The organism is Pseudomonas sp. MPB23 (assembly GCF_046605395.1).
GTDB lineage: Bacteria > Pseudomonadota > Gammaproteobacteria > Pseudomonadales > Pseudomonadaceae > Aquipseudomonas.
The window spans coordinates 1,724,671-1,750,258 of the sequence record NZ_CP176771.1; the positions used below are offsets into that span (position 1 = coordinate 1,724,671).

The window sequence follows — 25,588 nt, forward strand, 5'->3', positions numbered from 1 at the left end:
CTTAGTGCAACGATGGCTTGGCCGCAACCGGCTCAGCAGACTTCTTGGTCTCGGTGAACAGCAGCAGCGGCGCGACGCGCAGGTATTCCATGACTTCCATGTAGTCGCCTTCGCCGTCCTCGGATTCTTCCAGGGCGTCTTGCACCTGGGAGATGGCGGCCAGGTCCTGCAGCACTTCCTTGGCGTCGGTGCTCAGTTCCAGGCCGCCGGCGTTCACCCCAAAGCCATGGAGGAAGCCCTGGCACCATTGACCCAGCGCGGCAGCACGCTCGGTGAGCGGCGCATCGTCGGTGGGCAGCAGCAGGACCACGGTGACGTCATCACCGGTCAGCTCGCCCTTGACCATTTCCTGCAGGCCGATCAGTGCATTACGCACGTTATCTTCTGGTTCTTTTTCCAGAAGCTCGGCCACATCGGCCAGCCAGTTGTCGGCATCAAAGCCAACGCCGGTGCAACTGCGGCCCAGCAGCACGCCGTGCAGTTCGGCAGGCGAGCAAGGATGACCGCTGGTGCTCAGCAGTTTGGAAAAAGCATCGTACGGGGAGTTCTGAATAGGCATGGTGAGCTAGGCGCCAGACGGCGCAATGTCTAGAATGGAGCGCTGTATCCTAGCACCGGCAGACGTACCAAGACTATCAAGGGCGTCAGATCGTTTATCCTGCAGTTGCCATTCATCAGACAAATCCAGTGGAACCCAATGGAAGACACCGACCTGCAAGCGCTGATGGCCAGACTCGAATTGCTAATTACTCGGGTCGAGCAACTTAAGAGTCAAAATGGACTCCTATTAGCTCAGGAAAAGACCTGGCGCGAGGAACGCGCTCACCTCATTGAAAAAAACGAAATCGCCCGGCGTAAGGTCGAGTCGATGATTTCGCGCCTGAAGGCCCTGGAGCAAGACTCATGAGTTCAAGCAATAGCGTCACCGTGCAAATCCTCGATAAAGAATACTCGATCATCTGCCCCCCCGAAGAGCGCAACAACCTGGTGAGCGCCGCCCGCTACCTCGACGGCAAGATGCGTGAAATCCGCAGCAGCGGCAAAGTGATCGGCGCCGATCGCATCGCCGTGATGGCCGCCCTGAATATCACCCACGATCTGCTGCATAAGCAGGAACGCCCTGACGTGCAGGCCAGCGGCTCGACGCGTGAGCAGGTACGTGACCTACTGGAGCGCGTGGACCTGGCACTGGCCAACGATTCCGACACATCCAAAGGCTGATTGCTATGCCCGTTTAAGGTATACTCGCCCCACTCCCTGGCGTGCTTGCCAGTCGGCGATGTCCCGGAGCCGATTCGCACTACCCTGGAAGTTGCACGTTGGGCTGGTGTGCATGTCCGCTAGACGGAAAGCCTTAAAGCCTACTGCATCTTCCACCTTGAACTTTCGGGTTCAAGGGCTGAGTCGACAGCGGCTCTGTCGGGGAGCCTGAATTCCAAACTCAATGCCAGTCTTAAGGACTGGCATTGTTTTATGAGCCGAAAAACCATGACCGAACCTGCGCCGCTTTCCCGTCCGCAACTTCGACGCATGTTGCGCAACGCCCGACGCACCCTCACGCCGAGCGAGCAGCGCCGGGCCGCCCTTGGCCTGTATCGGCAACTGGCACAGCATCCGCTGTTTCGCCGGGCCAAACACATCGCTTTATATCTACCGACGGACGGTGAAATCGATCCGCGCCTGCTGCTGCGCGCAGCACAGCGCCGGGGCAAGGTCACTTACCTGCCGGTGCTCAGCGCCTGGCCGCGGACCAAGATGGTGTTCCAGCGCGTGGAGCCCGCAGAAAAACTGCGGCCCAACCGTTTTCGCATTTTGGAACCACGCGTGACCGTCAGCCGGCAACGCAAGGTGTGGACCCTGGACCTGGTATTGCTGCCATTGGTGGGGTTCGATGAAGCTGGCGGCCGACTGGGCATGGGCGGCGGATTCTATGACCGTAGCCTGGCTTACCTGGCGCGCCGCCAACGCTGGCGCAAGCCAACACTATTGGGACTGGCCCATGAGTGTCAGAAAGTCGAACGGCTGGTACAGGCGAGCTGGGATGTGCCGTTGGCGGGCACCGTCACTGACAAGAGATGGTATATCGCGCAGACGCCACTGGAATCAGCGGCGCCTTGAAGAAGGGTCAACGCTTGAACGGCTGCGGCGGCTGCTGAGCCATCTCCACGGGGGCATCGGTCTTGTTCGACCACAGGCTTTGCGCATACCCGGTGGTGACCACACCCAGACCAAACAAAATCACCAAAATCCATAGTAAATCCGGTTTACGTTGCATCGATTGCCCCCCTTCAGGCACCTCGTACACGATGACAACAACGTTCCAAAGTAGTCCGTTGCAGCTGCGTCAAGCTTAAAATCCCGGCATTCTGCGTTAACGTGAACCAACACGCAAACCTTGGCGCCAACCGACTGTCGGTTTGTCATCCAATTGCCGGACAACTTGCCAACCCCCATTTTCAGGAGCCCAACAATGGCCTACTGGCTGATGAAATCGGAACCGGACGAACTCTCGATCAAAGGCCTGGAAAAGCTCGGTGAAGTCCGCTGGGACGGGGTGCGCAACTACCAGGCGCGCAATTTCCTGCGCGCCATGGCCGTCGGCGATGAGTTCTTCTTTTACCACTCCAGTTGCCCCGAGCCGGGCATTGCCGGCATCGGCAAAATCGTCGAGGCCGCCTACCCGGACCCGACTGCACTGGAACCGGACAGCCACTATTTCGACGCCAAGGCCAACGCGGAGAAGAACCCGTGGAGTGCAATCAATGTGGCGCACGTCCAGACCTTTCCCAAGGTGCTGGGTCTGGGCTACCTGAAACAGCAAGCCGACCTCGCCGAGTTGCCGCTGGTGCAAAAAGGCAGCCGCCTTTCCGTGATGGCCGTCACGCCGGAGCAATGGGCCGCCATCCTTGATTTGCTTTAACTGACCGGTATCAAAGCCCTCTCCAGGGAAACCGGTCACACTCATTCGCTAATGCCGCAGGAAGCAGTCATGTCCACGAACCGCCCTCTGTCCCGCTTTTTTGCCATCGCACTGCTCGCTCTGTTGCTGGGGGCTGGCGCCTTCGGTTACTGGCGCTCCACTCAGGACCGCCTGCCCGAAGGTTTAAGCATGGGCAACGGCCGTCTGGAGTCCACTGAAGTGCAGATCGCCGCCAAGATCCCCGGGCGCCTGGCCGAAGTGCGAGTGGATGAAGGTGACAAGGTGCTCAAAGGCCAACTGCTGGCGCGCATGGACACCCGCACCCTGGAAGCCCAGCGCGCCCAGGCCGAAGCCGAAGTGCTGCGCGCCAAGGAAAATCTCGCCGCCGCCGAGGCCACTGTGCAACTGCGCCAAAGCGAACAATTGCTGGCCAATCAAGAACTCAAACGCACCCAGGAGCTGTACAAGCGCGGCTTCGCCAGCGGCCAATTGATCGATCAGCAGCAGTCCCGCCAGAGCACCGGCAATGCAGCGGTGGTCGCGGCCCAGGCCCAGGTCAATTCGGTGAGGGCCGCCATCGGCGCCGCCCAGGCCCAGGTGGCGCAGCTTACCAGCGAAATCGACGACAGCAGCCTGCGCGCGCCGATCGACGGCATTATCCAGTTGCGCCTGGCCGAGCCCGGCGAAGTGCTCGGCGCCGGCGGTCGCGTGTTGCTGCTGATCGACCCCGAAGATCAGTACATGAACCTCTACCTGCCCGCCTCGGTGACTGGCGCCCTGACCGTCGGCAGCGATGCACGCATCCTCCTCGACGCGCTCCCCGGCCAATCGCTGCCGGCCAAAATCAGCTTTGTCGCGGCCAAATCCCAGTTCACCCCCAAGGAAGTGGAAACCCGCGATGAACGCCAGAAACTGGTATTTCGCGTCAAGCTGCGCCTGACCCAACCCAGCGCCGTGCCCCAGGCCAAACCGGGCATGCCCGGCGCCGGCTATGTGCGCACGGCTGACATCGACTGGCCGGCCAACCTGCAATGAGCGGCCTGGCGCTGCACGCCACGGGCATCCAGCACCGCTACGGCAAGCAACAGGCACTGATTGACATCGCCTTCAGCCTGCCCGCCGGCACGCGCTGCGGACTGATCGGCCCGGATGGCGCCGGCAAGTCGAGCCTGTTGGGACTGATCGCAGGGGTAAAAAAACTGCAGGACGGCCAGCTAGAGGTGCTCGGCGGCGCCATCACCGACCGCCACCACCGCAACAGCCTGTACCCGCGCATCGCCTTCATGCCCCAAGGCCTGGGCGGCAACCTGTACCCCGAGCTGTCCATCAGCGAAAACATCCGCTTCTTTGCGACGCTGTTCGGCTTGTCCAAAGCCGATTGCGACCAGCGCATGCACAACCTGCTGCTGGCCACCGACCTCGAACGCTTCGCCGAACGCCCGGCCGGCAAACTCTCCGGCGGGATGAAACAGAAACTCGGCCTGTGCTGTGCGCTGATCCACGAGCCGGACCTGCTGATCCTCGACGAGCCCACCACCGGCGTCGACCCGCTGTCGCGTCGGCGCTTCTGGGAACTGGTCGAAAGCGTCCGCAGCGAGCGCCCGCAACTGACCCTGCTGGTGGCCACGGCCTACATGGAAGAGGCCGAGCAATTCGAACATTGCCTGATGCTCGACCGCGGCAAACTGATCGCCGATGGCCTCAGCCACGAACTGGCGGCGGCTACGCCCAGCGGCAAACTGGATGAGGCGTTCACCCACTTCCAGGGCGACAGCGGCCATGACAACCAGCCGCTGGTGATTCCACCCAGGACAAACGCCAACACCGATATCGCCATCGAAGCCCACGACCTGACCCTGCGCTTCGGGGATTTCACCGCGGTGAACAAGGTCAGCTTTGCCATCGGCCGCGGCGAGATTTTTGGATTCCTCGGCTCCAATGGCTGCGGCAAGACCACCACCATGAAAGTCCTCACCGGGCTGATGCCGGCCACCGAAGGCAGCGCCACGCTGCTGGGCAACCCGGTGGATGCCAAGGACCTCGCCACGCGCAAGCGGGTGGGTTTCATGTCGCAAAGCTTTTCGTTGTATGGCGAGCTCAGCGTGCGCCAGAACCTGGTGCTGCACGCGCAACTGTTCGACTTGCCCAAGGCCGACAGCGCTGCGCGCATCGATGAGCTGATCCAACGCTTCGACCTCGGCCATGTGGCCGAGCAGCCGTCCGGCGAACTGCCCCTTGGCCTGCGTCAGCGTCTGTCCTTGGCCGTGGCCGTGCTACATCGCCCGGAAGTGTTGATCCTCGATGAGCCGACCTCGGGCGTCGACCCGGCGGCGCGGGATGACTTCTGGCGGTTGCTGATCGAGTTGTCCCGCGAACAAGGGGTGACGATTTTCCTGTCCACCCACTTCATGAACGAAGCCCAGCGCTGCGACCGCATTTCCCTGATGCACGCCGGCAAGGTGCTGGCCTGCGATACGCCCGACGCACTGCAACAGCAGTTCCACGGCGACACCCTGGAAGCCGCGTTCGTCACCTGCCTGGAACAGGCCCAGGGCGAACCCGAACCCAGCGCGCCGGCCCAAACCGTCGGCGAAACCAACGCGCCGCCCGTGAGCAGGCGCGGGTTCAGCCTGTCGCGCCTGATGGCCGTGGCCAGCCGTGAAGGCAAGGAATTGTTGCGCGACAAAGTGCGCATGGCCTTTGCCCTGCTCGGGGCGATGTTCATGATGGTGATCTTCGGCTACGGCATTTCCCTGGATGTGGAAAACCTCGCCTTCGCTGTCTACGACCAGGACCAGACCCCACAAAGCCGCGCCTACCTGGAAGCCTTTCGCAGCTCGCGTTACTTCGCCGAACAAACCCCGATCCAGGATGCCAACGAACTGCACCGGCGCCTGCAACGCTCGGAAATCAAATTGGCCCTGGAAATCCCGCCCGGTTTCGGTCGCGACCTGTATGCCGGCCGCCAACCCACGGTGGCCGCCTGGCTCGACGGCGGCATGCCGTTTCGCGCGGAAACCAGCCGCAACTACGTAGAGGCCGTGCACCAGGCCAACCTTGAGCAACTGGCCGAACTGAGCAGCGCGCCCGCGAACAACGCCTCCGCGGCCAAGCTGGAAACACGCTTCGCTATAACCAGGACGTGGTCAGCGTGAACGCCATCGGCCCGGGCGTGATGGCGCTGATCCTCGCCTTCATCCCGGCGATGCTCACCGCCTTGGGCATCGTGCGCGAAAAAGAGCTGGGCTCGATCACCAATTTCTACGCCACGCCCTTGACCCGCCTGGAGTTCCTGCTGGGCAAACAGGCACCGTACCTGGCGGTAAGCCTGGTCAACCTGGCGGTATTGGTGGCCATGAACCGCTGGCTGTTCGGCGTACCGTTCAAGGGCAGCGCCTTGACCCTGGCGTTCGGCGGCCTGTTGTACGTGCTGGCGACCACCAGCATGGGCCTGCTGATTTCCGCGTTCACCCGCACGCAGATCGCGGCGATCCTCGGCACCATGATCATCACCAGCCTGCCGACCATCCAGTTCTCCGGGCTGATCGTGCCGCGCTCGTCCCTGGAAGGCGCAGCTGCGGTGATGGGCATGCTGTTTCCGGCCGGGCACTTCCTGGATATCGCCGTGGGCACCTTCACCAAGGCCCTGGACCTGCGCCAACTGTGGCCGCAATGCCTGGCGCTGTTCGGATTTTTCGTCGGGTTCACCGGGCTGAGCCTGATCATGCTCAAGAAACAGGAGGTCTGATGCACAAGTTCGCGCATATCCTGCGCCTGGGCCTCAAGGAACTCACCAGCCTGCGCCACGACAGTGTGTTGCTGCTGTTCCTGTTCTACGCCTTCACCGTGGCCATCTACATGCCCGCCGCCGGTTCGGTGATCGGCGTGCACAATGCCAGCGTGGCCTTTGTCGATGAAGATCAAAGCGCGCTCTCGCGGCAGATGGCCGAGGCGCTGCTGCCTCCCGAGTTTCAGCCGCCGGTGCCGTTGGCCTACGATCAGTTGGACAAGGTCATGGACAGCGGCGAGTACACCTTCGTGATCAACGTGCCGGCGAACTTCCAGGCCGACCTGTTGGCTGGACGCCAGCCGGGCGTGCAGGTGAATGTCGATGCCACGGCAATGAGTCAGGCGTTCATGGGCGCGGGCTACATCGGGCGGATTTTCCAGCAGGAACTGCTGACCTACAGCGGGCAAGCCAATACCGCCAGCCAGGTGCCCGCCCTGCTCACGTCCCGGGCGCTGTTCAACAGTAATCTGGAGGGCGGCTGGTTCCTGGCGGTGATCCAGATCGTCAACAACATCACCATCCTCGCCATCGTGCTCACCGGCACCGCGTTGCTGCGCGAGCGCGAGCACGGCACCCTCGACCACCTGCTGGTGCTCCCGCTGACCGCGCTGGAAATCATGCTGGCGAAAATCTGGAGCAACATGCTGGTGGTGGTGCTGTGTACCTGGCTGTCGCTGGAGGTGGTGGTCAAGTGGATGCTCGGCGTGCCGCTGGCCGGGTCGCTGGTGCTGTTCCTGTTTGTGACGGCGCTGTACCTGTTTGCCAGCACCGCGCTGGGCATCTTCCTCGCCACCCTCGCGCGCTCGACGCCGCAGTTCGGCTTGCTGGCGATCCCCGTGATCATCCCGATGCTGCTGCTCTCAGGCGGCAGCACGCCGTTGGACAGCATGCCCGAATGGTTGCAGTGGGTGATGCAGGCCTCACCGTCGACACACTTTGTCAGCCTGAGTGCGGCGATTCTGTTCCGGGATGCGGGGGTCAGCGTGGTGTGGCCGGACATGCTGGCGCTGGCGGGGATTGGTTTGCTGTTCTTTGCGGTGGCGTTGGCGCGGTTCAGGAAGAGCCTGGCTTCCTGAAACCGCGTCCCGCCGACGGTAGGAGCGAGCGTGCTCGCGAAGCACTCAAGGACACCGCGTCAAATCAGAACGGACGCGTCATCGTTGACGACTTTCGCGAGCAAGCTCGCTCCTACTGGACGATCAGGTTGTTGAACAACAAATCTTCCACCACCGGCTTGCCCGTCTCGTCGTTCATCACTTGCTGGGTTTGCTTCAGGGCTTCCTGGCGCAGCTTTTCCTTGCCTTCGACGGTGCTCATGGACTCGTTGGTCTGCTGGTTGAACAGCGCCACCAACTGGTTGCGAATCAGCGCGTCATTGGCTTTGACCGCTGCGGCCGCTTCGGTGCCGGTCACGCGCAGGGCGATGTCGGCCTTGTACACCTTGAGTTTTGCCGTGCCATCCAGGCCATAGTTGCCCACGAACGGCGGGCTCAGGCTGATATAGCTGACCTTCGGCGCCTCGCCTTCTTTTGCCTCTTTCGCCTCTTGGGCCTGGGCCGCCATCGGCAAGGCCAGGGCCAGCATCAACACAATCCACGCTTTCACAGTTCATTCCTCACATTCGGTTGCCCGGTAGCATAACGCTAGCAACGCAGAGCACAAGCTTATGGCGACTTATCAGGCCCGAGCATGCTCATTGACCCTCGGGCATACCCTCCTACACTTATCGGCCACGACGCCCAAAGGAATAGTCCGATGAAAGCTGTGCTGTGCAAAGCCTTCGGCCCTGCCGAAACCCTGGTGCTGGAAGAAATCGCCGGCCCGGCGATCAAGAAGAACGAAATCCTGCTGGACGTGCATGCCGCCGGGGTGAATTTCCCGGACACCCTGATCATCGAGGGCAAATACCAGTTCAAGCCGCCCTTCCCGTTCTCGCCGGGCGGCGAAGCGGCGGGGGTGGTCAGCGAAGTGGGGGAAAAGGTCAGTCACTTGAAAGTCGGCGACCGGGTGATGGCGCTCACCGGTTGGGGCAGCTTTGCCGAACAGGTCGCCGTGCCGGGCTATAACGTGCTACCGATCCCGCCGAGCATGGACTTCAACACCGCCGCCGCGTTCAGCATGACCTACGGCACATCCATGCATGCGCTGAAACAACGGGCCAACCTGCAACCCGGCGAAACCCTGCTGGTGCTCGGCGCTTCCGGGGGGGTGGGCCTGGCCGCCGTGGAAATCGGCAAAGCCATGGGCGCGCGGGTGATCGCCGCCGCCAGCAGTGCCGAGAAACTGGCGGTGGCCAAGGCAGCCGGCGCCGATGAGTTGATCAACTACAGCGAAACCAGCCTCAAGGACGAGATCAAGCGCCTGACCGACGGCAACGGCGCCGATGTGATCTACGACCCGGTGGGCGGCGACCTGTTCGACCAGGCCATCCGTGCCATCGCCTGGAACGGCCGCCTGTTGGTGGTGGGTTTTGCCAGCGGACGGATTCCCGAGCTGCCGGTGAACCTGGCGCTGCTCAAGGGCGCGGCGGTGGTCGGGGTGTTCTGGGGCTCGTTTGCCCAGCGCCAGCCGCAGGACAACGGGGCGAACTTCCAACAACTGTTCACGTGGTATGCCGAGGGCAAGCTCAAGCCGTTAGTGTCGCAGGTGTACCCACTCGATCAGGCCGCCCGGGCGATCAATGACCTGGGGCAGCGCAAGGCGGTTGGCAAAGTCGTCGTCCAGACCCGCTAACTCAATCATGCTGAGCAATCCTTGGCACAACGCTTGAGCCGCGCCTCCAGGTTTTTATCTGGCATGGCGTGGCTACGCAGGGCCTTGACGGTCTGCTCGACATAATCGCGCGTGGTGCCATAACGCCCGCACGCACTTTGCAATACATGGTTAAGCACGATGTCAGGCAAGTTGCCCGCGTAGCTGGGCAGGTGCCGCTCCAGGACAAACCCCAAAGCCTGCACCTGACTGCCATCTTCCAGACGGCAGCTGAGCCAGTGCGGCCGGTAGGAGGGGTAAGGCATCTCGCGCTGCCACAGGGCATAAAGCGAGGCCTCCAGTTGATCTTCCGGCAAACGGTAGGCAAACCCGCTGCAGGAACCGCCGCGATCCAAGCCAAAGACCAGCCCAGGCGATTCCGGCGTGCCCCGATGCTCATGGGACCACAGGTACAAGCCACGGTGATAACCATGAACCCGGGCCCGTACTCGCTCGGTCGACGAACATTCAGGGCGCCAGATCAACGAACCATATGCAAATAGCCAGACCGGCCCACCCTTATGCCGCGCCATGGTGGCCTGCATCGAGCTCATCAACTGTTCGTGAGTGAGTTGCGGCCCCAGATCGAGCTGCGGAGGGTAAGCCAATTGCAAAAGATCGGATTCAATGGCGGTCATGGCGAAAAGCGGAGTGCCCCCTATGTGTTACCAGTTGTAAGCAACTTTACCGTAATAAAACGCGCCGCTGTAACCGTACGGCGAAAAAGCGCCCTTTGAACGGTACACCCGATCGTCAGGATTGAAGCCAGCAATCCCATTACTTTCAGCCCCGGTTCAGCCTGGGTGCACATCGCCCCGTCAAAATGTCTTCCACATCACGACCCACCTAGCCGCCCTCACACCGACTAATCGAGGTCCCCCATGAAAAAATCTCGACTGCCTGGCCTGCTGTTACTGGCCCAGGCCACCACCGCCCTCGCGGCCGAAGCGCTGCCTGCCGACGATGACAAAGGCTTCTGGTATGCGCAGACCAGCGTCTACACCCGGCACTTCGCGCCGGACCCAGAGCACAACAACCATCAGGATTTGATCGGCCTGGAGCGCAATGAGGCGTCAGGCCTGGTGTATGGAGGGGCGACGTTTCGCAACTCGTTCAGCCAGCGTTCCTACTATGCCTATGCGGGCAAACGCTATGACATGCGCGACTATCCGGTGTATTTGAAACTGACAGGCGGGGCGATCCAGGGGTATCGCGGCAAGTTCCGCGACAAAATCCCCTTGAACCGTTTCGGCGTGGCGCCGGTGATCATTCCGTCGGTAGGCGCCCATTACGGGCCGGTGGCGGCGGAACTGGTGCTGCTGGGGTTCAACGCAGCGATGGTGACGACCGGCGTGCGTTTCTAAGCGCGCGGCGCGTAGGCAAACACGTCGGCACGCATCTGGTGCGCATCCATGCCGGCGTTGACCAGCGCATCCAGCGTGCCGTAGATCATTGCCGGCGAGCCGCTGGCATAGACGTGCACGCCCTTGAGGTCGGCAATGTCTTCGCACACGGCTTCATGCAGCAATCCGCAACGCCCTTCCCAACCGCACAGGTCGCTGACGACTTTGTGCAGGAACAGGTTAGGCAGTTTCAGCCATTGGTCCCACTCTTCGATCTCGTAGAAATCTTCAGGACGACGCACGCCCCAATACAAATGCACCGGGTGTTTGAAGCCCGAGGCACGGCAATGCTCGATCAGGCTGTGCATCTGCGCCATGCCAGTGCCGGCGGCGATCAGCACCAACGGCCCGTCCGGCAGCTCGGCCAGGTGGGTGTCACCAAACGGCAGCTCGATGCGCGCCATCCGGTTGCGCTGCAATTGCTCCAGCAGCGTGCGCGCACTGTCCTCGCGGACCAGCACATGCAGCTCCAATTGGCGCCCGCAATGGGGCGCCGAGGCCAGGGAAAACGCCGACTTCTCACCATTCTCCCGCTCGATCATCAGGTATTGCCCGGCGTGGTAACGCACCGCCTTGCCGGCCGGGGCCAGCAGGCGCACACGCCAGACATCACCACCGACGTCCACACATTCACTCACTTGGCACGACAACTTGCGCAACGGCAACTCTCCCGGCGCCAGCACGCCATCCCACAACACCACACAATCTTCCAGCGGTTCGGCGATGCAGGTGTAGAACTCACCGTGATCGCGCACTTCGCCGGCTTGCTGCACCCGCCCTTCCACCAACAAAGCCGCACACACATGACACACGCCGTTGCGGCACGCCTGAGGACAGTCGTAGCCCAGGCGGCGCGCACCTTCGAGGATTCGCTCGCCGGGGACCAGCTCCAGCACGGCACCGGAAGGTTGCAGGGTTACACGCATCAATCTATTCCCAATTCTTTCCAGATCGCATCGACACGTGCCGTCACGGCTTCATCCTTGACGATCACCCTGCCCCACTCGCGGGTGGTTTCACCCGGCCATTTGTGGGTGGCATCCAGGCCCATCTTCGAACCCAGGCCCGACACCGGCGAGGCGAAGTCGAGGTAGTCGATCGGCGTGTTGTCGATCATCACCGTGTCGCGCTTGGGGTCCATGCGCGTGGTGATGGCCCAGATCACGTCGTTCCAGTCGCGGGCGTTGATGTCATCGTCGGTGACAATAACGAACTTGGTGTACATGAACTGTCGCAAAAACGACCACACGCCGAGCATGACCCGCTTGGCATGGCCTGGGTACGACTTTTTCATGGTCACGATGGCCATGCGGTACGAGCAGCCTTCGGGCGGCAGGTAGAAGTCGGTGATTTCCGGGAATTGCTTTTGCAGGATCGGCACGAACACTTCGTTGAGTGCTACGCCGAGAATCGCTGGTTCATCCGGCGGACGGCCAGTGTAGGTGCTGTGGTAGATCGGCTTGATCCGATGGGTGATGCGCTCGACGGTGAACACCGGAAAGCTGTCGACTTCGTTGTAGTAGCCGGTGTGGTCGCCGTAAGGGCCTTCGTCGGCCATTTCGCCGGGATGGATCACGCCTTCAAGGATGATTTCGGCGGTGGCCGGTACTTGCAGGTCGTTGCCACGGCACTTCACCAGTTCGGTGCGGTTGCCGCGCAGCAGGCCGGCGAAGGCATATTCGGATAGGCTGTCAGGCACCGGAGTCACGGCGCCGAGGATAGTGGCCGGGTCGGCGCCCAGGGCCACGGAGACCGGGAATGGCTTGCCGGGATGCTTCTCGCACCACTCGCGGAAGTCCAGGGCACCGCCACGGTGGCTCAGCCAGCGCATGATCACCTTGTTGCGGCCGATCACTTGCTGACGGTAGATGCCGAGGTTCTGGCGATCCTTGTTTGGTCCCTTGGTGACGGTCAGGCCCCAAGTGATCAGCGGGCCGACGTCGCCGGGCCAGCAGGTCTGCACCGGGAGCATGCCCAGGTCGACGTCATCGCCTTCGATGACCACTTCCTGGCACACCGCGTCCTTGACCACCTTGGGCGCCATGGCAATGATCTTGCGGAAGATCGGCAGCTTCGACCAGGCATCCTTCAAGCCCTTGGGTGGCTCGGGCTCCTTGAGGAACGCCAGCAACTTGCCGATCTCGCGCAGCTCGCTGACCGACTCGGCGCCCATGCCAAAGGCCACGCGATCGGGGGTGCCGAACAGGTTACCGAGCACCGGGATATCAAAACCGGTCGGGTTCTCGAACAGCAGCGCCGGGCCCTTGTTGCGCAGGGTGCGGTCGCAAATCTCAGTCATTTCCAGCACCGGCGAAACCGGCACCTGGATGCGTTTCAACTCTCCGCGCTGCTCAAGTTGCTGCACGAAATCCCGAAGATCCTTGAATTTCATTAACCATGCCACCCGTAAAATAGGCGTACATCCTACCTGCTCTGAGGACGGCTGGCAGCTTATCGCGGTGCATTTGGCTGTCGAAATATCCTAAAGAACGCACACACAAAAATGGCGCCCCCGGGGGCGCCATTCTTTCGGACCTGAAACGTCGTATTACTTACGTTTCATCGACAGGAAGAACTCGTCGTTGGTCTTGGTGGTTTTCAGCTTGTCGATCAGGAACTCGATGGCGGCGACTTCGTCCATCGGGTGCAGCAGCTTGCGCAGAATCCACATGCGCTGCAGTTCGTCGTCGGCGGTCAGCAACTCTTCGCGGCGGGTGCCGGAGCGGTTGATGTTGATGGCCGGGAAGACGCGTTTTTCCGCGATGCGACGGTCCAGGGGCAGTTCCATGTTGCCGGTACCCTTGAACTCTTCGTAGATCACTTCATCCATCTTCGAGCCGGTTTCAACCAGCGCGGTGGCGATGATGGTCAGCGAGCCGCCTTCTTCGATGTTCCGCGCGGCGCCGAAGAAACGCTTCGGTTTCTCCAGGGCGTGGGCATCGACACCACCGGTCAATACCTTGCCGGAGCTCGGGATCACGGTGTTGTAGGCGCGGGCCAGACGGGTGATGGAGTCGAGCAGGATCACCACGTCTTTCTTGTGTTCGACCAGGCGCTTGGCCTTCTCGATCACCATTTCGGCAACCTGCACGTGGCGGGTTGGCGGCTCGTCGAACGTGGAGGCAACCACTTCGCCGCGCACGGTGCGCTGCATTTCGGTCACTTCTTCCGGACGCTCATCGATCAACAGGACGATCAGGTGAACTTCAGGATTGTTACGTGCGATGTTCGCTGCAATGTTCTGCAGCATGATGGTCTTACCGGCTTTCGGCGGTGCGACGATCAGGCCACGCTGGCCCTTGCCGATAGGCGCACACAGGTCGATCACGCGACCGGTCAAGTCTTCGGTGGAACCGTTACCGGCTTCCATCTTCATGCGCACGGTCGGGAACAGCGGGGTCAGGTTCTCGAAGAGAATCTTGTTTTTCGCGTTCTCGGGACGATCGAAGTTGATCGTGTCGACCTTGAGCAGGGCGAAATAACGCTCGCCTTCCTTCGGAGGGCGGATCTTGCCAACGATGGTGTCACCGGTGCGCAAGTTGAAGCGACGGATCTGGCTCGGCGAGACGTAGATATCGTCCGGGCCGGCGAGATAGGAGGCGTCTGCAGAGCGGAGGAAGCCGAAACCGTCCTGGAGAATCTCCAGCACGCCATCACCGGAGATTTCCTCGCCGCTTTTCGCGTGCTTTTTGAGCAGGGAGAAAATCACGTCCTGCTTGCGCGAACGGGCCATATTTTCTATGCCCATTTCTTCGGCCAATTGGAGCAGGTCGGTAATCGGCTTTTGCTTGAGTTCAGTCAGATTCATATAGGAATGACGTAATCATTTATGGAGGGGGGAAATTAAGCTTTTGGCTTAATGAGGCCGCGCCGCGGAGAAGGCGACAGGATCGCGTACTAATCGAAAAGGAGTGCGTCGGCGACGGCTTGCAGGGGGCAGTGGAGAAACCAGTGCGGGGCCGAATGTACCACCTGAGTTTCGGAGCGTCTAGCCCTGTTTCACGAAAAAGCCCCGCAATTTGCGGGGCTTTTTTTGACGACGCTTAGATGTTCGCGTCGATGAATGCAGTCAGTTGGGACTTCGACAGTGCGCCCACTTTGGTCGCTGCGACTTCGCCGCCCTTGAACAACATCAGCGTAGGAATACCGCGCACGCCGTGCTTGGCCGGGGTTTCCTGGTTGTCGTCGATGTTCAGCTTGGCAATGGTCAGCTTGCCGTCGTAGGTGGTTGCAACGTCGTCCAGGACAGGAGCGATCATTTTGCAAGGGCCGCACCATTCAGCCCAGTAGTCAACCAGCACCGGGCCAGCAGCCTTGAGTACTTCGGCCTCAAATGTCGCGTCGGTGACGTGCTTGATAAGATCGTTGCTCATGGATGTCTCCGGATTGTAAGCAAAAAAAACGTTGCCCATCATAGCTGCCCTTCCCCCGTTCAGGAAGCCGCCTCTGATTGAGTCTTCCTATCATGGCGCACGAGTTTGGGTATGGCCCGACTCACGGCGTTACAGGCGTCACGAAGGCAATGCCGGTGCGCAACGCAGCATTACGCACATGTTCCTGCATGGTTTTCTGCGCCGCCGCGCTGGCGCGACGAGCCAGCGCACGCAGGATCTTGCGGTGCTCCTGCCAGGTTTCCATGGCCCGCTCCGGCCGGATGAACGGTAGCTTCTGGCTCTCCAGGAACACCTCGGCGCTGGCGCTGAGAATGCTAACCATCGCCTGGTTACCGCTGGCGAGCAGGATGCGTTGGTGGAATTCGAAGTCCAGCCGGTTGGCCGCGTCGAAATCACCGGCCTTGAGCACCTTGCGCATCGCCTCGACGTTGTCTTCCAGGCGGTCCAGCTCATCGAGCGTCAACGTCACCGCCGCCAAACCCGCCGCAAACCCCTCAAGGGCATAGCGCAACTGGAAGATATCCAGCGGCGTGGCCTGCGCCGCAAAAGGCCAGGCAAACGCCGGTGTCTCATCGATCGCCTGCACAAACACACCCTTGCCCGGCTGCACGCTGACGACGCCCAAGGCACTCAGGGACGACAACGCCTCGCGCAACGACGCCCGACTCACCCCCAGTTGCACCGCCAGGTCGCGCTGGGACGGCAACGCATCGCCCGGTCCGAAGCCGTGCTGCTTGATCAGTTTGCGGATGGCCTGCAGGGCCGCTTCGGGTACGGCTTGGGCGATGGAAGTCATAAAAAACTCAAGGTATCAGTCAACAGTGCGGCTAGTTGTAAAGCTATTCTCGGCTGACGGCAAGCCACGCCCCAAAGGGGCTCGCGCGATTTTGCCGGCGCTCGAAAAGGGTGCGAAAAGCCCACCAACTGTTCAGACCAGTAAGACCACCGCAACTCAATAAATTCGAGCCTTGCAGACGATTCGAGCGTAGCTGGCATGGGCTGTGCACTGAGCAAATCCAGAAAAATCCTTCGCCCTTCTCGGAGAGTTGCCATGACCAAGCGCTGCAGCGCCCTGCTTACTGCCCTGTTTGCCAGCCTGATGCTGAGCCAGGCACCCGCCCAGGCCAATGGTCTGGACGATATCGTCGCCCGCGGCACCCTCAAGGTCGCCGTGCCTCAGGACTTCCCGCCGTTCGGTTCGGTCGGCCCCGACATGAAGCCACGCGGCCTGGACATCGACACCGCCAAGCTGCTGGCGGACCAGCTCAAGGTCAAGCTGGAGCTGACCCCGGTCAACAGCACCAACCGCATTCCGTTCCTCACCACCGGCAAGGTCGATCTGGTGATTTCCAGCCTGGGCAAGAACCCCGAGCGCGAGAAGGTCATCGATTTCTCCAAGGCCTACGCACCGTTTTACCTGGCCGTGTTTGGCCCGCCTGACGCCGCGATCAGCACCACGGACGACCTTAAGGGCAAGACCATCAGCGTGACCCGTGGCGCGATCGAAGACATCGAGCTGACCGCCGTAGCCCCCAAGGAAGCCACGATCAAACGCTTCGAAGACAACAACTCGACCATCGCCGCCTACCTGGCCGGCCAGGTCGATCTGATCGCCAGCGGCAACGTGGTGATGGTGGCCATCAGCGAACGCAACCCGAAACGCGTACCGGCACTGAAAGTGAAGCTCAAGGATTCGCCGGTCTACGTGGGCGTAAACAAGAACGAGCCGGCGCTGCTGGAGAAGGTCAACCAGATCCTCGTCGCGGCCAAGGCTGACGGCAGCCTGGAAAAGAACGCCATGCAGTGGCTGAAAGAACCACTGCCTGCCGACCTCTGAAGCGGAGCTGACCCATGGCCTATCAATTCGACTTTGTGCCGGTGCTGGCCAATACCGACCTGCTGTTGCGCGGCGCCCTGTTCACCCTTGAACTGACCGCTATCGGCGCGATCCTGGGGGTTGCCCTGGGCACTGTCGGCGCCGTGGTGCGGGCGTGGAAGATCCAGCCGTTCGCGTGGTTCTTTGGGGTGTATGTCGAGTTGATCCGCAACACGCCATTCCTGGTGCAGTTGTTCTTTATCTTCTTCGGCCTGCCATCCCTGGGGCTGAAAATCACCGAGTGGCAAGCCGCCGTGCTGGCGATGGTGATCAACCTCGGCGCCTACTCCATCGAGATCATCCGCGCCGGCATCCAGGCCATCCCTCGCGGGCAATTGGAAGCCGCTGCCGCACTGGCGATGACGCGCTTCGAAGCGTTTCGCCATGTGGTGCTGCTGCCGGCGCTGGGCAAGGTGTGGCCGGCCCTGAGCAGCCAGATCATCATCGTGATGCTCGGCTCGGCGGTGTGTTCGCAGATCGCCACCGAGGAGCTGAGCTTTGCCGCCAACTTTATCCAGTCGCGCAATTTCCGTGCGTTTGAAACCTATGCCCTGACCACCCTGGTGTACCTGTGCATGGCGTTGATGATTCGCCAGTTGCTCAACTGGATCGGCCGCCGGTTTGTGATGAGGAACAGCCGATGAGTGATTTTTCCTTCTGGGACATCGTGCGCAATCTGCTCACCGGCCTGCAGTGGACCGTGCTGCTGTCGCTGGTGGCGTTTATCGGCGGCGGCCTGATCGGCTTGCTGGTGATGACGATACGCATCAGCCATAAAGCCTTCCCGCGCAACGTCGCCCGTACCTACATCGAACTGTTCCAGGGCACACCGCTGCTGATGCAGCTGTTCCTGGTGTTTTTCGGCGTTGCCCTGCTCGGGGTGGATATCTCGCCCTGGCTGGCGGCCGCGATTGCCCTGACCCTGTTCACCAGCGCCTACCTCGCCGAAATCTGGCGCGGTTGCGTCGATTCCATCGCCCACGGGCAGTGGGAGGCGTCGGCCAGCCTGGCGCTGAACCCCCTTGAACAACTGCGCTACGTGATCCTGCCCCAAGCCCTGCGGATTGCCGTCGCGCCCACCGTGGGTTTCTCGGTGCAGGTGGTCAAGGGCACTGCCGTGACTTCGATCATCGGCTTCACCGAATTGACCAAGACCGGCGGCATGCTCGCCAACGCCACCTTCGAGCCCTTCATGGTCTACGGCCTGGTGGCCCTTGGTTACTTCCTGCTCTGCTACCCCTTGTCCCTCAGTGCGCGCTACCTGGAAAGGAGACTGCATGCCTCTGCTTAGAATTTCCGCCCTGCATAAATATTACGGCGATCACCACGTCCTCAAGGGCATCGACCTGACGGTCGAAGAAGGCCAGGTGGTGGCGATCATCGGCCGCAGCGGCTCGGGCAAGTCCACCTTGCTGCGTACCCTCAATGGCCTGGAATCGATCAACGACGGCGTGATCGAGGTCGACGGCGAATACCTCGATGCCGCCCGCGCCGACCTGCGCAGCCTGCGGCAGAAAGTCGGCATGGTGTTCCAGCAGTTCAACCTGTTCCCGCACCTGACGGTGGGCGAAAACGTCATGCTCGCACCGCAAGTGGTGCAAAAGGTGCCCAAGGCCCAGGCGGCGAAGCTGGCCAAACAGATGCTGGAACGCGTTGGCCTGGGAGAAAAGTTCGACGCGTTTCCCGATCGTTTGTCCGGCGGCCAGCAACAGCGGGTCGCCATTGCCCGTGCCCTGGCGATGTCGCCCAAGGTGCTGCTGTGCGATGAAATCACCTCGGCCCTGGATCCGGAACTGGTCAACGAAGTGCTCAGCGTGGTGCGCCAGTTGGCCAAGGACGGCATGACCTTGATCATGGTCACCCATGAAATGCGCTTTGCCCGGGAAGTCGGCGACAAGCTGGTGTTCATGCACCAGGGCAAGGTGCACGAAGTGGGCGACCCCAAGGTGCTGTTCGCCAACCCACGCACCCCCGAGCTCGCCAACTTCATCGGCTCAACGGAACAGGCGGACTGACCAGCTCGAAACGGCCCACCCCCTCCAGGATCGTTTCACTGCGCACCTGCAAGGCGTCCGGGGGCAGGTCGGTGTCGATATCGACCTGGGCCGTCAGCCGTTTTCCTGGCGAGCCGGCCACCAGAACCTGCCCCGGCAACAACTGCCCGCTGGCGGTCTCGCCGGTAAGGTGGGCCAGCCTCCAATCGACGGCACGCCCATCCACCTGGGCATGCCTGAGCGTCAGCCGCAGGCGTCCCTGACGGCCAAAGCGAAAGCCCTGCCCCTCTGCGGCGCCGGTGAACCGCAATGCCATTGCCGAAGGTTCCGTGCAAAGTACATTCAGATGCAGCGTACGCGTCCCCAGCGCAACCGAGGGTCTCTCGACAAGAGCCTCTCTGTGAATGACGCCGTAATCGATACGAGACTGGCTGATGGACAACCGGCAGTTTTCCGCCCGCGCGCCCTGGGCCATCAGCATCGTGCACAGCAGTACCAGGGCTATGCCGTTGAACTTAGCGACCATGGCACACCGCCGAGGTCGTCTCATAGAACTTGTCATTGTCTGCCTGGGTCTCGGGGGCAAGGTTCAGCAGGCACGAGGACGAATCCGACAGTGACACCCGCAGGTTTTGCGCGTCATTGGCGTCGTTCAGGAAAATCATGCCCTCGCCCACCACGCTGGTGAGGAAACGATTGTTCTTGTCGAACACCGCAGCCCCCTGAGGCAGCGGTCGACCTTGTCCATCGCTGGCAGTGATCAAGACGCGACGCACCTTCACCACATCGAATGCCACGCTATTGAAAGACCCTCGCCCTGCGGCGAGCACCTGAGTGCCGTTCTTCAAGTCCACGCGTTTTGGCAAGGACTGGGTTTGTACCTCGATACGACTGTCGCTGTAGGCAGGCAAGCCTGGGAGAACGGCCTGCCCGCTGAAGTCGGTCCAGACCGGACCTTGTGGCGTCTCGATCTTGGCAGAGCCAATGTCACCCACCGAGACGATGCCGAATGTGTCCTGCACGGCATAAGGTGAAAAGGTCACTCCGCCGCCGTGAGCCACCACGCCGCCTTGCAACTGCCCTGAATAGCGGGTACCCGACGGATCGCGACTGACCCCCAGGCCCACGCGGGTATAACGGGGCATCAGGTCCAACTGGCCTCGCACCGATTGCTCGCGCGCACTGAGGTCGCGCTCGACGCCCACCTCATAATTCACATACTCATTGACCCGCTCGCTGAGTGCGGTACCCGCTCGGGACTGATCGCCACGATGGCTGATATAGCTGTTCACGCGACGATCCCCGCCCAAGGGCACGCTGACCTGCAGCCGCACGGACAGGTCATTGTCCAGGGCCGTATCGCGCCGGCCACTCGCATCCTTGGCGTTGCGGCGCGGCGAAGTGCCGCCCACCTGGGAGTCGGCGACCAGCGCGATATCGGCATAGCGCAACGACTTGTTCCAGGAGGCAAACACATGCTCGGCGGCTTGCCCATTCACCTGGGCACTGCGGGTATAGCCCAGGGAGAATGCACCCAAGGTGTCATCGACCCAGCTCAGTCCCGCCGTGTATTGGTTCTTGAAGCGCGAATCCAGCTCGTCGGCCTTGGGCGAGCGGCCCGCTTCAAGCACTTCCCGGTAGCCACGGGTCTGCGCGGTTGCGCTGAGATGGGCATCGATATTGGCGAACACGGGGCTGCTCACGGACACGCTGCTGCGTGATCCGGATACGGCATTACGGCTGTCCCGAGACAGGTTATGACGCGCCCCCACGGAAACCCGCTGGAAAAACACATGGCTGAGGGTACCCCCCGCCGACCAGTATTCATCGGTGCTCAACAGGCCCAGGCCCGCCGAGGTGTCGCGCCCCAGGCCCCACGTGCCGCTACCCATGGCAACTACCGGCGACCGAGCCTCCTCCTGGGCATTTTCACGCACCTTGCCAAGGGCGAAGTAATAACCGGGGGCTACCGGCACAGCCCCCGCGAAAGAGGCCGCCGGCACCACGAAACTGCGTTTGGCGCCGCGCACATCGATGATGCTGACGTCCAGGTCACTGGTGCCGTTGAGCAAGGGCAGGCCCGTCAGCCGGAAGGGACCTTCAGGCACCAGCGTGCTGTGAATCAACACGCCGGACTGGCGCACTTCAATCCGCGACTGGCTCTGGGCCATTCCTTCCACCACCGCGTTGTTGCTGCCCGCCGGCGCCCGCGATTGACCATCGGGGGAAAACTGCACGCCGGACAGCTGGATGCCGCCAAACAGCGGGTTGTTGCTGGAGAGCTGCCCCACCTGAAAAGTCGATTGCAACGCGGCGATATCCCGCTGGGCGTAGGCATACAGATGCTCGTTACGGGTTGTACCGTTGTCGGACACATAGAATTGACGACTACGCACGACCCAATCACCCAGGTTGAAGCCAGCCTCGGTATAGGCCGAAACGAAGCGGCTGGGCCCGCTGCGCGAATGGCTGTCGAAACCCTGCACGTCATAGTTGAACAGCGCAGCCGTACCGCCCCTGGCAAACTCCCCGGCATCCCATTGCGGCTCACGCAGTGATCCGGTCGGCACCACCAGCGCCACTTCGTCGCTGCCAGGCCGCAGCCGCACCATCGTTGTAGGGAAAGCGCCGAGAAAGTCATGGCAGGCCTGATCTGCCGTAGCACCGTCGCGAACGACCCCATCGGGCTTTACCAAGCCGGCTTTTTCCAGCAACCCCGGCGTAAAACACAATTGCCCTTGCGCGTCGAACCGCGCATCCACCAAACCGAGGGGCGCTCCATTGACTCGCAGTCCTACCACATGGACACCTTCGCGAAACCGCGCCGCACTGCGGAAGTAGTCGGATACTTTCGGGTCGATGCCGTGGGTGGTGAGTGCCGCCAGATCGAAACCCTCGCCCAACTCCAGCGCAGGGACAAGGCCCGGCAAGCTCCATAGGGTCGCAACCCCCATGAGCAATGTGGGTCGGCGAGGCCAGCAAGTCGCGGCAAGCCTGTTACTCGACAGGTTGGTCATGGCCCGGTCAACCCCCATTGGCATTGATCGGGGTTCGGTAACTGTCTGCCGAAAACCCGTAGATCGTCGCTGGCTGGATTTCGACGTCTGTCACCCCCTCCAACGAACCTTCAACCTTGAGCGTCAGCGCTTCACCCGGCAACACGTAGGTTCGCGGCAACGTTGCCAGTACGCCTTGTGGAAACAACTGCACCTCCGGCGCCAGGCGCACCACATAGGCGCTGTCGTTGTGAACCGTGAGACGTTCCCCCGCACGCCGCCACTTCAGCAGCTCCCAAGGGGCCTGATGCACGGGCAGGCCTCGCGGGTGCAGGATCAACGGCAAATTCTGTCGCAGGGTGATACCAATGGTCGCACCGCCACCGGTGCGCGCCTGAGGGATGCCCTCGAACGTCACGCGCTTCAAGCGCTGGGTCTTGAGGGGCTCCTGCAAGGTGCTGATGAAGCGCACCAGTTGGGTTTCACCGGCCTCCACGCGCGTGATGGGCGGCGTCACAATCAATAACGGCTCCAGGTCTTCGGGCACGTTCTCCACGACCGAATGCAACAGGGCCGGCGCCGCGTCGGTATTCTTGATGTTTATCGTGGCTTCACCCTGCTCCTCATAAAGCACAACCACCGTAGTTTCCGGCAACATACCGTCCGCCACGGTAATACCGGCAAACCCGATGCACACACTTGCACACAACAACCGCAGATTATTTATTACTGAAAGACTAAGCACTCAGCGCTCCCCACGACTTTGAAGTTGACGATTGATAACCAGACGCCCACATAAAAACAGCCGACAAGAAACACGGAGTATCTTGGTCGGCTGTATTTCAGTCGCTTAGATGTAGCTCAACTCAAGTGTCGCGCGACCATCGAGCGTAATGTCACGACTCAGGTCCAGATCCTGGCCCTTGTTGATAACCGCCCGTACCGCGATAGTCCCGGTCAGTTGAGAGACTGCGGCGGGAGTGATCGTGGTGCTGCTGCGCCATGAGTATTGAGTGGGCGATTGGGAAACCCTGCCGTCACTGCTCTGCCAGGCGCCCGTACCGGAACGCATGATGGGATACAGCGATGTGGTCGACGTCCTGAGGTCCTTGAGGGTGACCGCAAAGCCACCGGTCTTGCGGCCCGACGCAGTGCCCAGGCCATAGTTATACGCCTCGGTGTAGCCTGTCCCGAGCACATTGAGGATGCCCGGCACCTTGCTCCCCGCCTGAAGGTCGACGAACTTCAGGCCGAACTTGGCAGGCGTGTTGCCGCAGTTGACGGTCAACGGCGTGGTTCTTTCCGCAAGCGGGTTGAACGCCGTCGGCAGCAGTTGACCCGAGGGGATATCGCCGTAATTGATAATGCCGCCACCGGTCATGCTGAGGTTACAGGCGGCTGGCTTGATCGTCCCCTGACGATCAGCTCGGCACTGGTGGACGCCTGAGCGTTGAGGCCTGCAGCCAGGCAAGCGATACCAAGAGTCAATCCAACAATTTTTTTCATATTCGACCTGTCAGTGAAAGTTATCAGGCGTATTTATCTTTAACTTGAAACGGCAAGTCATAAATAAATAACACCACGGCAAAATTGCCGAGTGACAGTCTGTCGCCTTGGTACTGAGCTAAAGAATAAGACAACACGCCAATTAATGTGAGAGCGATATAAATAAACTGTCGCCTGAACGTGACTCAACAGTAGGCCTAAACATAATCATGAATAAAATACATCCGACCAGGTTGTAGGTCGATTCGTTAGCGGCCTTACAACAGATCAAAGTTAATACTTCCTACATGTCATATGCTCAAGCCAACAGGAGCCTGGAAAGACAACCTACATTTCCTACAAAAATCACCTACAAGCGGCCGAAGAGAAATTCCTGAGGCGCTACGCGTTGGCGGCAGCGGTCGATCGTGGCACGATGGCGAGGTTATCGACCGAGACCCCCTAACCATGCCGCAATCCCAAGCCAAGAATCTGTCCCTGATCGCCGCCATCGACCTGGGCTCCAACAGCTTTCATATGGTCGTGGCCAAGGCCCAGAACGGCGAAATCCGCATCCTTGAACGGCTCGGCGAAAAAGTGCAACTGGCTGCCGGGATCGACGACGAGCGCCAGCTCAATGAAGAATCCATGCAACGCGGGCTCGATTGCCTCAAGCGTTTCGCCCAACTGATCAACGGCATGCCCACTGGTGCCGTGCGAATCGTCGGTACCAACGCCCTGCGCGAGGCCCGCAACCGCGGTGAGTTCATCCGCCGCGCCGAGGAAATCCTCGGGCACCCGGTAGAAGTCATCTCCGGCCGTGAAGAAGCACGCCTGATCTACCTCGGTGTGTCCCACACCCTGGCCGACACCCCTGGCAAGCGCCTGGTGGCGGACATCGGCGGCGGCAGTACCGAGTTCATCATCGGCCAGCGCTTTGAGCCGCTGCTGCGCGAAAGCCTGCAGATGGGCTGCGTCAGCTACACCCAACGCTATTTCAAGGACGGCAAGATCACCCCGGCGCGCTATGCCCAGGCCTACACGGCGGCGCGCCTGGAGATCATGAGCATCGAGCACGCCTTGCACCGCCTGACCTGGGATGAAGCCATCGGCTCCTCCGGCACCATCCGCGCCATTGGCCTGGCCCTCAAGGCCGGCGGCCATGGCACCGGTGAAGTCAACGCCGAAGGCCTGGCGTGGCTCAAGCGCAAGCTGTTCAAGCTGGGAGATGCCGAGAAGATCGACTTCGACGGCATCAAGCCCGACCGGCGCACGATCTTCCCGGCCGGCCTGGCGATCCTCGAAGCCATCTTCGACGCCCTCGAACTGCAACGCATGGACCACTGTGACGGCGCCCTGCGCGAAGGCGTGCTCTACGACCTGCTCGGTCGCCATCATCACGAGGACGTGCGTGAGCGCACCCTCAGCTCGTTGATGGAGCGCTATCACGCCGATCTGGAACAAGCGGCCCGCGTGGAACGCAAAGCCCTGCATGCCTTCGACCAGGTGGCCGCGGACTGGGATCTGGAAGACGGTGTATGGCGCGAACTGCTGGGCTGGGCGGCCAAGGTGCATGAAGTGGGCCTGGATATCGCCCACTACCACTACCACAAGCACGGTGCCTACCTGATCGAGCACTCGGACCTGGCCGGTTTCTCCCGGGAAGACCAGCAGATGCTCGCGCTGCTGGTACGCGGCCATCGTCGGAATATTCCAAAGGACAAATTCGCCGAGTTCGGCGATGAAGGCATCAAGCTGATCCGCCTGTGCGTGCTGCTGCGCTTTGCGATCCTGTTCCACCACATCCGTGGCACCCAGGAAATGCCCCAGGTGACCCTGCGCGCCAGCGGCGACAGCTTGGACGTGGTGTTCCCGGAAGGCTGGCTGGACGAGAACCAACTGACCCAGGCGGACTTCGCCCAGGAAGCGGAGTGGCTGACGCGGGTGGGGTTCACCCTGAACCTGCGCTAAACAACGCC

General features: G+C 61.3%; 25 protein-coding genes, 1 other RNA gene and 2 pseudogenes. 15 read left to right on the forward strand and 13 right to left on the reverse strand.

Going from position 1 to position 25,588, the window contains the following annotated elements; translation table 11 throughout:
- Position 1: 1 nt before the first annotated feature.
- Entirely contained in the window at positions 2–559 is a 558-nt protein-coding gene (locus ACLH0J_RS08010) for a YecA family protein (RefSeq protein ID WP_411391553.1), read from the reverse strand.
- A 138-nt stretch (positions 560–697) separates the two neighbouring features.
- Here ACLH0J_RS08010 and ACLH0J_RS08015 point away from each other — a divergent pair, with 138 nt between their 5' ends.
- From ACLH0J_RS08015 to ACLH0J_RS08030, 4 genes are all read left to right on the forward strand, one after another.
- Positions 698–907 (forward strand): TIGR02449 family protein, encoded by a 210-nt coding sequence (locus tag ACLH0J_RS08015; protein WP_007982902.1) that lies wholly within the window; start codon positions 698–700, stop codon positions 905–907.
- A complete protein-coding gene (locus tag ACLH0J_RS08020) occupies positions 904–1,221 on the forward strand; it encodes a cell division protein ZapA (RefSeq protein ID WP_411391554.1) in 318 nt (105 codons plus the stop codon). Before ACLH0J_RS08015 ends, ACLH0J_RS08020 begins: the two co-directional genes overlap by 4 nt.
- A gap of 30 nt (positions 1,222–1,251) precedes the next feature.
- A non-coding RNA gene (gene ssrS / locus ACLH0J_RS08025) (6S RNA) lies at positions 1,252–1,430 on the forward strand.
- Positions 1,431–1,488: 58 nt separating this feature from the next.
- Positions 1,489–2,118, forward strand: coding sequence for a 5-formyltetrahydrofolate cyclo-ligase (locus ACLH0J_RS08030; protein WP_411392789.1), 630 nt, complete (start codon positions 1,489–1,491; stop codon positions 2,116–2,118).
- Between the two features lie 7 nt (positions 2,119–2,125).
- Here the strand turns inward: ACLH0J_RS08030 and ACLH0J_RS08035 are convergent, their stop codons facing one another.
- Positions 2,126–2,275, reverse strand: coding sequence for a hypothetical protein (locus tag ACLH0J_RS08035; protein WP_411391555.1), 150 nt, complete (start codon positions 2,273–2,275; stop codon positions 2,126–2,128).
- 195 nt (positions 2,276–2,470) lie between these two features.
- On the opposite strand from ACLH0J_RS08035, the gene ACLH0J_RS08040 reads away from it, so the two are divergent.
- The 4 genes and pseudogenes from ACLH0J_RS08040 to ACLH0J_RS08055 all read left to right on the forward strand — a co-directional run bounded on the left by ACLH0J_RS08040 (position 2,471) and on the right by ACLH0J_RS08055 (position 7,786).
- Positions 2,471–2,920, forward strand: a complete 450-nt coding sequence (locus tag ACLH0J_RS08040) for an EVE domain-containing protein (RefSeq protein WP_411391556.1) — start codon at positions 2,471–2,473, stop codon at positions 2,918–2,920.
- Between the two features lie 69 nt (positions 2,921–2,989).
- Positions 2,990–3,955: an HlyD family secretion protein gene (locus ACLH0J_RS08045; RefSeq protein WP_411391557.1), complete on the forward strand. Its 966-nt coding sequence runs from the start codon at positions 2,990–2,992 to the stop codon at positions 3,953–3,955.
- A pseudogene (gene rbbA / locus ACLH0J_RS08050) lies at positions 3,952–6,668 on the forward strand (ribosome-associated ATPase/putative transporter RbbA). The gene ACLH0J_RS08045 and the pseudogene rbbA overlap by 4 nt, the downstream one beginning before the upstream one ends.
- Positions 6,668–7,786 carry an ABC transporter permease gene (locus ACLH0J_RS08055; RefSeq protein ID WP_411391558.1) on the forward strand — a complete coding sequence of 373 codons (1,119 nt, stop codon included), beginning with the start codon at positions 6,668–6,670 and terminating at the stop codon, positions 7,784–7,786. Before rbbA ends, ACLH0J_RS08055 begins: the two are co-directional and overlap by 1 nt.
- Positions 7,787–7,898: 112 nt before the next feature.
- Here ACLH0J_RS08055 and ACLH0J_RS08060 read toward each other — a convergent pair whose 3' ends face one another.
- Positions 7,899–8,315, reverse strand: coding sequence for a flagellar basal body-associated FliL family protein (locus ACLH0J_RS08060; RefSeq protein ID WP_411391559.1), 417 nt, complete (start codon positions 8,313–8,315; stop codon positions 7,899–7,901).
- Between the two features lie 150 nt (positions 8,316–8,465).
- Here ACLH0J_RS08060 and ACLH0J_RS08065 point away from each other — a divergent pair, with 150 nt between their 5' ends.
- Positions 8,466–9,443, forward strand: coding sequence for an NADPH:quinone oxidoreductase family protein (locus ACLH0J_RS08065; protein ID WP_411391560.1), 978 nt, complete (start codon positions 8,466–8,468; stop codon positions 9,441–9,443).
- Between the two features lie 5 nt (positions 9,444–9,448).
- Here the strand turns inward: ACLH0J_RS08065 and ACLH0J_RS08070 are convergent, their stop codons facing one another.
- Positions 9,449–10,099, reverse strand: a complete 651-nt coding sequence (locus tag ACLH0J_RS08070; protein ID WP_411391561.1) for a gamma-glutamylcyclotransferase — start codon at positions 10,097–10,099, stop codon at positions 9,449–9,451.
- A 243-nt stretch (positions 10,100–10,342) separates the two neighbouring features.
- Between ACLH0J_RS08070 and ACLH0J_RS08075 the strand changes: the two genes are divergently transcribed.
- Positions 10,343–10,825 carry a sn-glycerol-3-phosphate transporter gene (locus ACLH0J_RS08075; protein WP_411391562.1) on the forward strand — a complete coding sequence of 161 codons (483 nt, stop codon included), beginning with the start codon at positions 10,343–10,345 and terminating at the stop codon, positions 10,823–10,825.
- On the opposite strand, the gene ACLH0J_RS08080 is transcribed toward ACLH0J_RS08075, so the two are convergent.
- The 5 genes from ACLH0J_RS08080 to ACLH0J_RS08100 form a co-directional block, all read right to left on the reverse strand.
- A complete protein-coding gene (locus ACLH0J_RS08080) occupies positions 10,822–11,790 on the reverse strand; it encodes a CDP-6-deoxy-delta-3,4-glucoseen reductase (protein WP_411391563.1) in 969 nt (322 codons plus the stop codon). The two genes, ACLH0J_RS08075 and ACLH0J_RS08080, sit on opposite strands and share 4 nt — an antisense overlap.
- Entirely contained in the window at positions 11,790–13,256 is a 1,467-nt protein-coding gene (gene ubiD, locus ACLH0J_RS08085; protein WP_024078017.1) for a 4-hydroxy-3-polyprenylbenzoate decarboxylase, read from the reverse strand. The genes ACLH0J_RS08080 and ubiD overlap by 1 nt, the downstream gene beginning before the upstream one ends.
- A 156-nt stretch (positions 13,257–13,412) precedes the next feature.
- Positions 13,413–14,672, reverse strand: coding sequence for a transcription termination factor Rho (gene rho, locus ACLH0J_RS08090; protein WP_003176825.1), 1,260 nt, complete (start codon positions 14,670–14,672; stop codon positions 13,413–13,415).
- A 235-nt stretch (positions 14,673–14,907) separates the two neighbouring features.
- Complete coding sequence (trxA, locus tag ACLH0J_RS08095) at positions 14,908–15,237, reverse strand: thioredoxin TrxA (protein ID WP_411391564.1); 330 nt, start codon at positions 15,235–15,237, stop codon at positions 14,908–14,910.
- 121 nt (positions 15,238–15,358) lie between these two features.
- Positions 15,359–16,054, reverse strand: coding sequence for a FadR/GntR family transcriptional regulator (locus ACLH0J_RS08100; RefSeq protein WP_411391565.1), 696 nt, complete (start codon positions 16,052–16,054; stop codon positions 15,359–15,361).
- Between the two features lie 255 nt (positions 16,055–16,309).
- Between ACLH0J_RS08100 and ACLH0J_RS08105 the strand changes: the two genes are divergently transcribed.
- Genes ACLH0J_RS08105 through ACLH0J_RS08120 form a run of 4 tightly spaced genes read left to right on the forward strand, consistent with a single transcriptional unit; the run spans position 16,310 to position 19,149 of the window.
- Positions 16,310–17,095: a transporter substrate-binding domain-containing protein gene (locus ACLH0J_RS08105; RefSeq protein WP_078834057.1), complete on the forward strand. Its 786-nt coding sequence runs from the start codon at positions 16,310–16,312 to the stop codon at positions 17,093–17,095.
- 14 nt (positions 17,096–17,109) lie between these two features.
- Positions 17,110–17,778, forward strand: coding sequence for an amino acid ABC transporter permease (locus tag ACLH0J_RS08110; protein ID WP_411391566.1), 669 nt, complete (start codon positions 17,110–17,112; stop codon positions 17,776–17,778).
- On the forward strand, positions 17,775–18,425 hold the full coding sequence (locus ACLH0J_RS08115; protein WP_411391567.1) for an amino acid ABC transporter permease: 651 nt from the start codon (positions 17,775–17,777) through the stop codon (positions 18,423–18,425). The genes ACLH0J_RS08110 and ACLH0J_RS08115 overlap by 4 nt, the downstream gene beginning before the upstream one ends.
- Positions 18,412–19,149 (forward strand): amino acid ABC transporter ATP-binding protein, encoded by a 738-nt coding sequence (locus ACLH0J_RS08120; RefSeq protein WP_411391568.1) that lies wholly within the window; start codon positions 18,412–18,414, stop codon positions 19,147–19,149. Before ACLH0J_RS08115 ends, ACLH0J_RS08120 begins: the two co-directional genes overlap by 14 nt.
- On the opposite strand, the gene ACLH0J_RS08125 is transcribed toward ACLH0J_RS08120, so the two are convergent.
- The 4 genes and pseudogenes from ACLH0J_RS08125 to ACLH0J_RS08140 all read right to left on the reverse strand — a co-directional run bounded on the left by ACLH0J_RS08125 (position 19,121) and on the right by ACLH0J_RS08140 (position 23,630).
- Positions 19,121–19,654 (reverse strand): hypothetical protein, encoded by a 534-nt coding sequence (locus ACLH0J_RS08125; protein ID WP_411391569.1) that lies wholly within the window; start codon positions 19,652–19,654, stop codon positions 19,121–19,123. The two genes, ACLH0J_RS08120 and ACLH0J_RS08125, sit on opposite strands and share 29 nt — an antisense overlap.
- Positions 19,644–22,145: a fimbria/pilus outer membrane usher protein gene (locus tag ACLH0J_RS08130; protein ID WP_411391570.1), complete on the reverse strand. Its 2,502-nt coding sequence runs from the start codon at positions 22,143–22,145 to the stop codon at positions 19,644–19,646. Before ACLH0J_RS08130 ends, ACLH0J_RS08125 begins: the two co-directional genes overlap by 11 nt.
- A 7-nt stretch (positions 22,146–22,152) precedes the next feature.
- Positions 22,153–22,869: a fimbria/pilus chaperone family protein gene (locus ACLH0J_RS08135; protein WP_411391571.1), complete on the reverse strand. Its 717-nt coding sequence runs from the start codon at positions 22,867–22,869 to the stop codon at positions 22,153–22,155.
- Between the two features lie 105 nt (positions 22,870–22,974).
- Positions 22,975–23,630, reverse strand: a pseudogene (locus ACLH0J_RS08140) (DUF1120 domain-containing protein).
- Between the two features lie 447 nt (positions 23,631–24,077).
- Here ACLH0J_RS08140 and ppx point away from each other — a divergent pair.
- Positions 24,078–25,580, forward strand: a complete 1,503-nt coding sequence (gene ppx / locus ACLH0J_RS08145; protein ID WP_411391572.1) for an exopolyphosphatase — start codon at positions 24,078–24,080, stop codon at positions 25,578–25,580.
- The last annotated feature ends 8 nt before the right edge of the window (positions 25,581–25,588 follow it).

Coding starts and splice junctions, on each gene's coding strand:
- ACLH0J_RS08015 (WP_007982902.1), top strand. CDS start 698: ATGGAAGACACCGACCTGCAAGCGCTGATGGCCAGACTCGAATTGCTA.
- ACLH0J_RS08080 (WP_411391563.1), bottom strand. CDS start 11,790: ATGCGTGTAACCCTGCAACCTTCCGGTGCCGTGCTGGAGCTGGTCCCC.
- rho (WP_003176825.1), bottom strand. CDS start 14,672: ATGAATCTGACTGAACTCAAGCAAAAGCCGATTACCGACCTGCTCCAA.
- ACLH0J_RS08030 (WP_411392789.1), top strand. CDS start 1,489: ATGACCGAACCTGCGCCGCTTTCCCGTCCGCAACTTCGACGCATGTTG.
- ACLH0J_RS08040 (WP_411391556.1), top strand. CDS start 2,471: ATGGCCTACTGGCTGATGAAATCGGAACCGGACGAACTCTCGATCAAA.
- ACLH0J_RS08100 (WP_411391565.1), bottom strand. CDS start 16,054: ATGACTTCCATCGCCCAAGCCGTACCCGAAGCGGCCCTGCAGGCCATC.
- ACLH0J_RS08130 (WP_411391570.1), bottom strand. CDS start 22,145: ATGACCAACCTGTCGAGTAACAGGCTTGCCGCGACTTGCTGGCCTCGC.
- ppx (WP_411391572.1), top strand. CDS start 24,078: ATGCCGCAATCCCAAGCCAAGAATCTGTCCCTGATCGCCGCCATCGAC.
- ACLH0J_RS08110 (WP_411391566.1), top strand. CDS start 17,110: ATGGCCTATCAATTCGACTTTGTGCCGGTGCTGGCCAATACCGACCTG.
- ACLH0J_RS08010 (WP_411391553.1), bottom strand. CDS start 559: ATGCCTATTCAGAACTCCCCGTACGATGCTTTTTCCAAACTGCTGAGC.
- ubiD (WP_024078017.1), bottom strand. CDS start 13,256: ATGAAATTCAAGGATCTTCGGGATTTCGTGCAGCAACTTGAGCAGCGC.
- ACLH0J_RS08045 (WP_411391557.1), top strand. CDS start 2,990: ATGTCCACGAACCGCCCTCTGTCCCGCTTTTTTGCCATCGCACTGCTC.
- ACLH0J_RS08105 (WP_078834057.1), top strand. CDS start 16,310: ATGACCAAGCGCTGCAGCGCCCTGCTTACTGCCCTGTTTGCCAGCCTG.
- trxA (WP_411391564.1), bottom strand. CDS start 15,237: ATGAGCAACGATCTTATCAAGCACGTCACCGACGCGACATTTGAGGCC.
- ACLH0J_RS08120 (WP_411391568.1), top strand. CDS start 18,412: ATGCCTCTGCTTAGAATTTCCGCCCTGCATAAATATTACGGCGATCAC.
- ACLH0J_RS08115 (WP_411391567.1), top strand. CDS start 17,775: ATGAGTGATTTTTCCTTCTGGGACATCGTGCGCAATCTGCTCACCGGC.
- ACLH0J_RS08065 (WP_411391560.1), top strand. CDS start 8,466: ATGAAAGCTGTGCTGTGCAAAGCCTTCGGCCCTGCCGAAACCCTGGTG.
- ACLH0J_RS08070 (WP_411391561.1), bottom strand. CDS start 10,099: ATGACCGCCATTGAATCCGATCTTTTGCAATTGGCTTACCCTCCGCAG.
- ACLH0J_RS08125 (WP_411391569.1), bottom strand. CDS start 19,654: ATGGTCGCTAAGTTCAACGGCATAGCCCTGGTACTGCTGTGCACGATG.
- ACLH0J_RS08035 (WP_411391555.1), bottom strand. CDS start 2,275: ATGCAACGTAAACCGGATTTACTATGGATTTTGGTGATTTTGTTTGGT.
- ACLH0J_RS08020 (WP_411391554.1), top strand. CDS start 904: ATGAGTTCAAGCAATAGCGTCACCGTGCAAATCCTCGATAAAGAATAC.
- ACLH0J_RS08075 (WP_411391562.1), top strand. CDS start 10,343: ATGAAAAAATCTCGACTGCCTGGCCTGCTGTTACTGGCCCAGGCCACC.
- ACLH0J_RS08055 (WP_411391558.1), top strand. CDS start 6,668: ATGCACAAGTTCGCGCATATCCTGCGCCTGGGCCTCAAGGAACTCACC.